7 protein-coding genes are annotated in these 9,064 nt (G+C 71.7%); 2 read left to right on the top strand and 5 right to left on the bottom strand.

Going from position 1 to position 9,064, the window contains the following annotated elements; all coding sequences use genetic code 11:
* Positions 1–1,605: N-acetylmuramoyl-L-alanine amidase (locus FOE67_RS08860; RefSeq protein WP_182662244.1), on the top strand; the 1,605-nt coding region annotated here is incomplete at its 5' end.
* Between the two features lie 45 nt (positions 1,606–1,650).
* On the opposite strand, the gene FOE67_RS08855 is transcribed toward FOE67_RS08860, so the two are convergent.
* Positions 1,651–2,376, bottom strand: a complete 726-nt coding sequence (locus FOE67_RS08855) for a hypothetical protein (protein ID WP_182662242.1) — start codon at positions 2,374–2,376, stop codon at positions 1,651–1,653.
* A 572-nt stretch (positions 2,377–2,948) separates the two neighbouring features.
* Between FOE67_RS08855 and FOE67_RS08850 the strand changes: the two genes are divergently transcribed.
* Entirely contained in the window at positions 2,949–3,659 is a 711-nt protein-coding gene (locus tag FOE67_RS08850; protein WP_182662240.1) for a hypothetical protein, read from the top strand.
* A 241-nt stretch (positions 3,660–3,900) separates the two neighbouring features.
* On the opposite strand, the gene FOE67_RS08845 is transcribed toward FOE67_RS08850, so the two are convergent.
* The 4 genes from FOE67_RS08845 to FOE67_RS08830 all read right to left on the bottom strand — a co-directional run bounded on the left by FOE67_RS08845 (position 3,901) and on the right by FOE67_RS08830 (position 8,834).
* Positions 3,901–4,485: a 50S ribosomal protein L25/general stress protein Ctc gene (locus tag FOE67_RS08845; RefSeq protein WP_182662238.1), complete on the bottom strand. Its 585-nt coding sequence runs from the start codon at positions 4,483–4,485 to the stop codon at positions 3,901–3,903.
* Between the two features lie 341 nt (positions 4,486–4,826).
* Positions 4,827–5,804, bottom strand: a complete 978-nt coding sequence (locus FOE67_RS08840; RefSeq protein ID WP_182662236.1) for a ribose-phosphate diphosphokinase — start codon at positions 5,802–5,804, stop codon at positions 4,827–4,829.
* 127 nt (positions 5,805–5,931) lie between these two features.
* The gene (gene glmU, locus FOE67_RS08835; RefSeq protein ID WP_182662234.1) at positions 5,932–7,428 is read right to left on the bottom strand and encodes a bifunctional UDP-N-acetylglucosamine diphosphorylase/glucosamine-1-phosphate N-acetyltransferase GlmU; all 1,497 of its coding nucleotides are present in this window, start codon (positions 7,426–7,428) and stop codon (positions 5,932–5,934) included.
* Positions 7,429–7,616: 188 nt separating this feature from the next.
* Positions 7,617–8,834, bottom strand: a complete 1,218-nt coding sequence (locus FOE67_RS08830; RefSeq protein WP_182662232.1) for a coiled-coil domain-containing protein — start codon at positions 8,832–8,834, stop codon at positions 7,617–7,619.
* Between the last annotated feature and the right edge of the window lie 230 nt (positions 8,835–9,064).

The following is a 9,064-nucleotide window of genomic DNA, read 5'->3' as shown; positions in this document are numbered from 1 at the left end:
GGCGACCCCGCGCCCACCGATCCGGCACCGACCACGCCGGCCCCCGATCCCACCGTCTCCGTGCCGCCGGCCCCGCCCTCCACCGCGCCGCGCCCGCCGATCGTGAGCCGCGCGCAGTGGGGCGCCGACGAGGCGGCGGCCCCCGAGGAGGCCATCTACCTGCCGGACCCGGTGGTCAAGGCCGTGGTCGTCCACCACACCGCCGAGTCCAACGCCTACGTCTGCGAGGACTCCGCCGCCGTGGTCCGCGGCATCTTCACCTACCACGTGAGGACCCTGGGCTGGCGCGACATCGGCTACAACTTCCTGGTCGACAAGTGCGGCACGATCCACGAGGGCCGCAAGGGCGGCGTGGACCGCCCGGTGTACGGGGCGCACGCCTACGGCTTCAACGACCAGACCACCGGCATCGCCGTCCTGGGCACGTACACCGACACCGCCGCCCCCACCGCCGTGCTCAACTCGGTGGCCCGGTTGTCGGCCTGGAAGCTCGGCCAGTACGGCGCCGACCCCACGGGCACGGTGAACCTGATCGCCGGCGCCGACGGTGTCAACCTCGCCGGGCAGCGCTGGAGCAAGGGTGCCGTGCGCACCCTGCCCCGCATCCACGGGCACCGCGACGGCTACAACACCCTGTGCCCCGGCGACCGCCTGTACGGGCAGTTGGAGACCATCCGCACCCTCGCCGGCGGGGCACCCCACGCCCTCGCGTCGAACGGCGTCACCGGCACCACCGTCGTGGGCGACACCCACTACACGAAGAACTCCGCGACGGTCGCCTGGAAGACCGGCACCCCCAGTCAACTGCTGACCCGCTTCGAGGTGCTGGTGGACGGCAAGGTCGCCGTCACCACCGCCGGCAACGCCCGCTCGGTCGCCGTGCCCCTGAGCCCCGGTACCCGGAAGGTCTCGGTGCGCGGGGTGCACCTCTCCGGGCGCACGGCCACCACCCCGGCCGTCACCGTCGTCGCCGACACCATCGCGCCGACCTTCACCACCGCACCGCGGCTGGCCCTGCGCGCCGGCACGGTCAACACCGACGCCGTCCCCGTGCGGCTGACCTGGAAGGCGGCCGACGAGACCCGCCTCCAGGGGGTGCGGCTGCTCTCGCCGGTGGCGAAGTCCTACTCCGCGACCACGACATCGGCCGATCTGACGGTGAAGTCCGGCGTCGCCTCCACCTGGCAGGTCCGGGCCCTGGACACCGCCGGGAACCAGCGCACGGTCTCCCCGTCGTTCACGCCGGTGATCCTCCAGGAGACGGCCGCCAAGCGGACCGGCACCTGGACCACCCGCTCCGACTCCCGCTACCTGGGGGGCAAGTCCCTCGCCTCGGGGACGAAGAACTCCTCGCTCACCTGGACCTTCACCGGCCGTTCGGCGGCGCTGGTGGTCTCCCGGGCCTCCGGTTCGGGGCAGGTGCGGGTGTACGTGGACGGCAAGCTCGCCAAGACGGTGGACCTGAAGTCCTCCACCGTCCGCTACCGCGACGCGATCTGGACGCAGAGCTGGACGAGCAACGCCAAGCACACGGTGCGGATCGAGGTGGTCGGCACCTCGGGCCGACCCACCGTCACCGTGGACGCCCTGACGTACCTGAAGTGACACCCCCGGCATCGGCCGTGCCCGTCCCACCGGGCCGGAGCCCCCTTACGGCAAGGGGGCTCCGGCCGGGGCGTTCCCGATGTCGAATCGGAGATGAAAATTCCCGTCGCGGTCCCGGAGGAGACGTCCGCCGGTGATGTGGAGTGACGGAACCGGTTTCTTGGCGTCATTGAATGTTGCAACAATATGGGCGGTTGATTTTCCATTTATCGTCTCTTCGGTGATTTGCTGATGGCGGTGATCGCCCTTGCTGAAATCGACCCACTGCTCCTCCCGGGGGAGCAATGGGTCGAGGGTTGCCCTCGCACTCCCGCCCGAGATGTTCTGTCGATAGATCCTGGCGGGCAGTTCGTCCGGGATCTCGGCGGCCAGCTGATCCGCCCCTTTGTGGTCGAGCAGTGAGCCCAGGAGTTTCTTCATGTTTGTGACCCGATCACCCTCGGGCCCCTCGATGCACCGGCGGAAGGAGGTCCACTGGTTGATGAATGCCTCGCTCGCCGTGTACGTCGTGTCCTTGGCCCGGTAGTTCTCTCTCATGACGGCGAAAAATTTCCCCTTGCCTTCCTCGCCGTACAGGTTTTGGAACGATCCCCCCGTGAGAGGGCGTTCGGACTGTGGATTCTCTTTCACGGCAGAGTAGTCGGCCGTTCTCTCCTCCACGTCCACCAGGAAGGTGAACGGTGCTTCGAACGCCTTGAGCGCCGGGGATTTCCTCGCCTTCACGACTTCCCGCGTCGATCCCTTCCCGAACGCCTGCATATAGGCTTTCATGCGGTCGGGAAACGGCGGAATGTTCTTCCCCGGGGGGTGCCGTGCACCGGTCCGTGGTGCGGCGAACGGTTCGTGAGGGGTGGGCATACGGGCTCCTCCGGTAACCACCCGGCGTGATCGAGTGCGTGGACGTCCTCCCGTGCCAACGGTGAAGGCCCCACGGGTGGGGCGCAACAGTGCCGGGGATCGGTGCCGACCGGAGGCCGCCACGGGCCGAGCGGCCCGGAAAGCCGTCCCCGGGGACTTCCGGGACCCCTCCCGGGGGCATCACGGCACGTTCCCCCGATACGACTGCGCGAGCACGCCGGGACGGGGCCCGCAAGCCGGGTTGGGCCGAAAGAGTGTTGTTCGATTTTCTTGGGACCCCGCCGATGCGCGGACACGGCAGGGGTACCCGGTGGGCGTGCGGATCGGGTGCGGGGCCGGCGCACGATCCCCCGTGGGTCGGGCCGGCCACAATCGCCCGATGTCGACGACCGGGATCATCCTCATCGAATCCATTGTTTCGCCGGTGGCCCGGGCGGAAAATCGTGCCGCACGATTCGGATACGGAAGGCAGCGAAGGAGGAGCCATGGGGTCGATTTCGGGAATTATTGAAAGTCTGGACACCTCGGAAAAGCAGATGGAGGATGCGAAGGAGGCCCTTGAAGCACTCGAAGCACTCGCCCAGACGAAGGCGGATTTCTTCCGGATGGACATCGAGAAGGCGCTCATCACGGCCGGCAGTGACCAGGACAGGAGGGTTCCCATCGAAGCGGTGCTGGACAGCACCTCGCAGACTCACGCCATGATGTCCAACCAGGTGAATGACATCGGTGCACCCATCGGCAAGGCCCTCACGTCCTTCTGTCGCGGATCGGCCCCGGATATCATAGACGGCGTGGCCGGGCTGGTCACCGATGTACTGAAGGAATTCCTTGGGGAGTCGGAGGCCGCCGAGGACACCCTCGACCGCTACGTCGTACTGACCGAGGAATACTCGATCATCCGCCTCGATCTGCGGGCATGGCAACGGGCGATCGAATCCAGTGGCATCCGCCACAGGGCCGATAAAGTCAGTGCGTTCGTGCTGGTGAAGTCCGCCGTGGATCTCGAGAAGATCGGCTTCAACACCTTCCTGTATCTGTACCGCGCGCAATTGCACGAGATGCAGATGAGCACGAAGGACATCGAGCAGGCCCTGGACCGGGCCACGCTGATCTACGAGAAGTTCCACCACGAGGTGGGCGCCGTTCGGAACGGCCGCTCCCCCGGGTTGACGCCTTCCCGGTCGGCGGGCTGAGCCGGGGCGCCGACCACGGGGCGCGCTTCCACCGATCGGCGCGAGGGCGGGACGACCACCGTTGACCACGGCTGGGGGTGCCGGGGCGGGTGGAACGGCATCCGCGGTGACGGCCGCGGTCGCCGGTCGGGAAACGCCCGGGGCCGGGGCCGCGCGGTGGTCGCGCGGCACCCGGCCCCCGGTGCCCCGGGCGGGACCGGACACGGTCACCCGTGTGGTCCTCCCGCCCGGACGGCCGTGCTCAGACCTCGGTGGTCTCGGTCTCGCTCGCGGCGGAGGGCTCCTCGGCCTGGGCGGCGAGGATCTGGATGATGGTCTCCTCGCCGTCGATGGTCAGGGTGGTGCCCTTGGGGAGCTTCACGTCCTTGGCCAGCACCTGGTCGCCGGCGGACAAACCCTCGACGGAGACGGTCACGCTCTCCGGGAGGTGGGTGGCCTCGGCCTCCACGCTCAGGGTGTTGTGCACGTGCTCGATGAGGAACTGGCCCGGGGCCAGGTCGCCCTCGGTGTGGATCGGGATCTCGACGGAGACCCGCTCACCCTTCTTGACCACCAGCAGGTCCACGTGGACCAGGTTGGGGCGCAGCACCTCGCGCTGCACGGCCTTGGGGATCACCAGTTCCTCGCGGCCCTCGATGTCCAGGGTGATCAGGACGTTCGAGTTCTTCAGGGCCATCATCAGGTCGTAGCCCGGCAGGGTGACGTGCACCGGGTCGCCGCCGTGGCCGTAGATGACGGCGGGGACGCGGTTGGCCTGACGGACGCGGCGGGACGCGCCCTTGCCGAACTCGCGGCGGATCTCGGCGCTGATCTTGACGTCGCTCATGGCGGCGCTCCTCGTGGGTCGGGATCGCGGTGCGCGATCGCGGGATGCGGTCTGTCCGGTCGGTCCCGGGGACCCGGGCCGGGGTGTCACCCGGCCCCAACGGGCCTGCCGCACACCGCGCGCGGTCCGGCGGCCGGGGCCGCGCGGATCACCGCGATGAGGAGCGCGTCGATCACGGAGTGCCGTCCGCCTCCGGTGCCGGGGTCCCGCGGATCGCGGGCCGGGCCGGAAGCGCGCACGGCCTCCCTCGCCGAGCAACGCGCACAGCGTACCCGGCGGGGAGGCCGTGGTCGAAATCGGGTGGTACCGACCCCGGGTCGGGGGTCGGTACCACCGGGGGATCAGGCGTCGCCCTCGAAGAGGCTGGTGACCGAGCCGTCCTCGAAGACCTCGCGGATCGCGCGGGCGATCGTGGGGGCCAGGGAGACGACGGTGACCTTGTCGAGGGCCATCTCACCGGGGGTGGGCAGCGAGTTGGTGAAGACGAACTCGCTGACCTTCGAGTTCTTCAGGCGGTCCGGGGCCGGGTCGGAGAGGATGCCGTGGGTGGCGGTGACGATCACGTCGGCCGCGCCGTTGGCGAACAGCGCCTCGGCCGCCGCGCAGATCGTGCCACCGGTGTCGATCATGTCGTCCACCAGCACGCACACCCGGTCGCGGACGTCACCGACGACCTCGTGCACCGACACCTGGTTGGCCACGTCCGGGTCGCGCCGCTTGTGCACGATGGCCAGCGGGGCGCCCAGCTTGTCGCACCAGCGGTCGGCGACCCGCACCCGGCCGGCGTCGGGGGAGACGACCGTGAGCTTGTCGCGGTCCACCCGGCCGCGGATGTAGTCGGTCAGCAGCGGCAGGGCGAACAGGTGGTCCACCGGGCCGTCGAAGTAGCCCTGCACCTGGTCGGCGTGCAGGTCCACGCTCAGGATCCGGTCGGCGCCGGCGGTCTTGAGCAGGTCGGCCATCAGGCGGGCGGAGATGGGCTCCCGGCCGCGGTGCTTCTTGTCCTGGCGGGCGTAGCCGTAGAACGGGATCACGACCGAGATGCTGCGGGCCGAGGCCCGCTTCATCGCGTCGATCATGATCAGCTGTTCCATGATCCACTTGTTGATCGGGGTGGTGTGGCTCTGGATCAGGAAGCAGTCCGCACCGCGGACCGACTCCTGGTACCGGACGTAGATCTCCCCGTTGGCGAAGTCCCGGGCGGTGGTCGGAACCAGTCCCACGCCCAGCTCGGCGGCGACCTCCTTCGCCAGCTCGGGGTGGGCGCGGCCGGAGAAGAGCATCATCTTCTTCTCACCGGTCGTCTTGATCCCGGTCACAGCAGATCTCCTTGGGTGATCGACGGTCGCTTGGGAGTCGTCGGGAAGGCCCCGGACGGCCGTCTTTCGGCCACCCCGCGCGGGGCCCCTCTTACGGTACGCCCCGGGCCGGCACCCCGTGCACCCGTCAACCTTCTCCGGATGTCCGTTCGCCCGCCATCCCGTCGTCACCGGGACCGGCGGGCGTCCCCTCGCCGGCCGCCTCGGCGGCCTTCGCGGCGGCGCTGCCGGGCCGCTTGCGGGCCACCCAGCCCTCGATGTTGCGCTGCTGGCCGCGCGCGACGGCCAGCGAACCGGGCGGCACGTCACGGGTGATGACGGACCCGGCGGCGGTGTAGGCACCGTCCCCGATGGTGACCGGCGCCACGAACATGTTGTCCGAGCCGGTGCGGCAGTGGGACCCGATGGTGGTGTGGTGCTTGTGCTGCCCGTCGTAGTTCACGAAGACGCTGGCCGCGCCGATGTTGGTGTGGTCGCCGATCGTGGCGTCCCCCACATATGTGAGATGCGGCACCTTGGTGCCCTCGCCCACGGTGGCGTTCTTGGTCTCCACGTAGGTGCCGATCTTCGCGGAGGCCCCCAGGCGGGTGCCCGGCCGCAGGTAGGCGTAGGGCCCCACGGTCGCGCCCTCGCCGATCTCCGCCCCCGTCGAGACGGTGTTGACCACGGTCGCGCCCGCCCCGACGACGGTGTCGGTCAGCGTGGTGTGCGGGCCCACCTCGGCCCCGGCGCCGATCCGGGTGGCGCCGCGCAGCTGGGTGCCCGGGTGGATCACGGCGTCCGGTTCGAAGCCCACCGTCACGTCCACCCAGACCGAGGCCGGGTCCACGACGGTCACCCCGGCGAGCATGGCGTCCTCCAGCAGCCGGTCGTTGAGCATCCGGCGGGCGGCGGCGAGCTGCACGCGGTTGTTGATGCCGGAGATCTCCCGGTGGTCGGCGGCCCGCCAGGCGCCCACCCGGCGACCCTCGGCGCGCAGGATGCCGAGCACGTCGGTGAGGTACTCCTCGCCCTGGCTGTTGTCGGTGGTGAGCTCGGCGAGGGCGGCGGCGAGCGCCTCGGCGTCGAAGGCGAAGACGCCGGAGTTGATCTCCCGGACGGCCCGCTGCTCCTCGTCGGCGTCCTTGTGCTCGACGATGGCGGTCACCGAGCCGTCCGCGGCGCGCACGATCCGCCCGTAGCCGGTCGCGTCGGGCACCTCGGCGGTCAGCACGGTCACGGCGTTGCCCTGGTCGGCGTGCCCGGCGGCGAGCGCGGCGAGGGTCTCCCCGGTCAGCAGCGGGGTGTCACCGCAGGTCACCAGCACGGTGCCGGTGGGGGCCCCGCCCCGGGCGGTCAGCTCCTCCAGGGCGCGGCGCACGGCGTGTCCGGTGCCCCGCTGCTCCTCCTGCACGGCGGTCAACACGTCCGGGTCGATGTCGGCGAGGTGCGCGGTCACCCGCTCCCGGGCGTGGCCCACGACCACGACCAGCCGCTCGGGTCCGGTGTGCCGGGCCGAGGCGACGACGTGACCGAGCAGCGAACGCCCGCAGATCTCGTGCAGGACCTTGGGCGTCGCGGACTTCATGCGGGTCCCCTCACCGGCGGCGAGGACGATGACGGCGGACGGGCGCGTGGAGCTCAACTGATCGGGCCCTTCGTGCGGTGGGACGTGATGCGGACGGGTCTTCGCACCCTACTCCCCGGCCGGGTCCGGGTCCCTCATCCGGGCCGGGAGCCGGGCGGGACGCGGCCCGCCCGGCTCGGGTCCCCGGTCCCCTGGTTCCCCCGGCGGTTTCCCCCGGTGTCCTCCTCCGGCGTTTCCCCTCGTTCTCACGCCTTCCGCGCGGGCGCGCGGGGTCCGGGCCGCGCGCCCTTCCGGGCCGGTCCCGTTCCTCTCCGGGCGGGGGACGGTGGGCCGGCCGTTCCGGAGGGGGGCTCCGCGCGTTCCGCCCCCTCGGGGGCCTGCCGCGGGGCCGCTCCGTCCCCTTCCCCGGAGGGCCCGGGTTCGGTGGTGTCGGTGGGGGAGGGGGAGCCCTCCTCCGGAGCGGCTGCCCCGTCGGGAGCCGCGTCGTCGGGGCCCTCCCGGGGCCCGGTCCCATCGCTCGCGGCGGGTGGCCCGGCCTCCTCCCGTCCACCGGAGCCCGTGTCGTCGGGGTCCTCGGGGACACGGCCGGTCAGAGCCGCCAGTGCGCGCCTGACCTGCCGCAGGTGCTCCCGGACGGCCTCCGCCCGTTCCTCGTGCTCGCGCAGCAGCCGGGCGGTCTCCCGCTCGATCCGACGCCGGTGCCCCTGCGCCTCGGCGAGGAGGCCGGCCGCGCGCTCCTCGGCCTCCTGCTGCCGGGAGCGGGCCTCGCGGGTCGCGGCGGCGTGGTCCTCGCGACGCCGGGCCAACAGGTCCTCGGCGTATCCGAGGATCTCCTCCTCGCGGCGGGTGCCCGCCTCCTCGGCGGCGGCCAGTTCGGCGGCCAGGGCCTCCTCCGCCCGCTTCTCCCGTTCGCGGCGCTCCGCCTCGGCGCGTCCGGTCTCCGCGGCGAGACGGTCGCCGTGCTCCCGGGCGGCGGCCAGGAGGCGCTCGGCGTCCTCGTGGGCGGCCCCGGTGATCCGGGCCGCCTCCTCGCGGGCCTCCGCCAACCGCTGCTCCGCCTCCTCCTCCGCCCCGGCGCGACGCCCGGCGGCGGCCTCCCGGGCGCGCTCGCGCAGGGCGCGGGAGTCGTCGGCGGCCCCCTCGGCGAGGCGCCGGCCCTCCTCGGCGGCCTCCCCGGTGATCTCCTCGGCCTGCGCCACGGTCTCCTCGAGCAGGGCGACCATGCGGGGGCCGAGGACGGCCCACCGTTCGGGCGGCAGGTCGGCGGCGGCCTCGCGGTCGGCGTCGAGCCGGGAGATCTCCCCGGCCAATTCGCGTTCGGCGGTGACGAGGGCGGCCAGGCGGCGGGCGAGGGCGTCCCGGTCGGCGGTCAGTTCGGCGAGGCGTGCCTCGACCTGTTCGGGTCGGTAGCCGCGTTCGAACATGCCCACCCGGTCGAACTCCGCCCCCGGGGTCGCGTTCACGGAGCCCTCCTTCGTCGATGTCGAATGTCGAATGTCGATGTCGCCCATGACCGCCCTCATCCGGCGCGCTTATCGGGCGAAAAGACGGAAACCTCCTCTCAGGATGCCCCTCCCGGGCCGACCGAACACCCGGACACACGTCACACCCGTGCCATCCGGCCGGCCCGGCGCCGGGGCCGCGCGACCCCGGGCACGCCGAGGGGGCCGGTGCGGGGCGATCGCCCCGCACC

This window comes from Streptomyces calidiresistens, from assembly GCF_014141525.1.
GTDB lineage: Bacteria > Actinomycetota > Actinomycetes > Streptomycetales > Streptomycetaceae > Streptomyces > Streptomyces calidiresistens.
Note: the sequence above shows the minus strand (reverse complement) of the source record. Positions and strands in the feature narration are given on the sequence as shown.

Excerpts from the sequence above, each read along its gene's own strand:
- FOE67_RS08850 (WP_182662240.1), top strand. The coding sequence starts at position 2,949 with ATGGGGTCGATTTCGGGAATTATTGAAAGTCTGGACACCTCGGAAAAG.
- FOE67_RS08855 (WP_182662242.1), bottom strand. The coding sequence starts at position 2,376 with ATGAAAGCCTATATGCAGGCGTTCGGGAAGGGATCGACGCGGGAAGTC.
- FOE67_RS08845 (WP_182662238.1), bottom strand. The coding sequence starts at position 4,485 with ATGAGCGACGTCAAGATCAGCGCCGAGATCCGCCGCGAGTTCGGCAAG.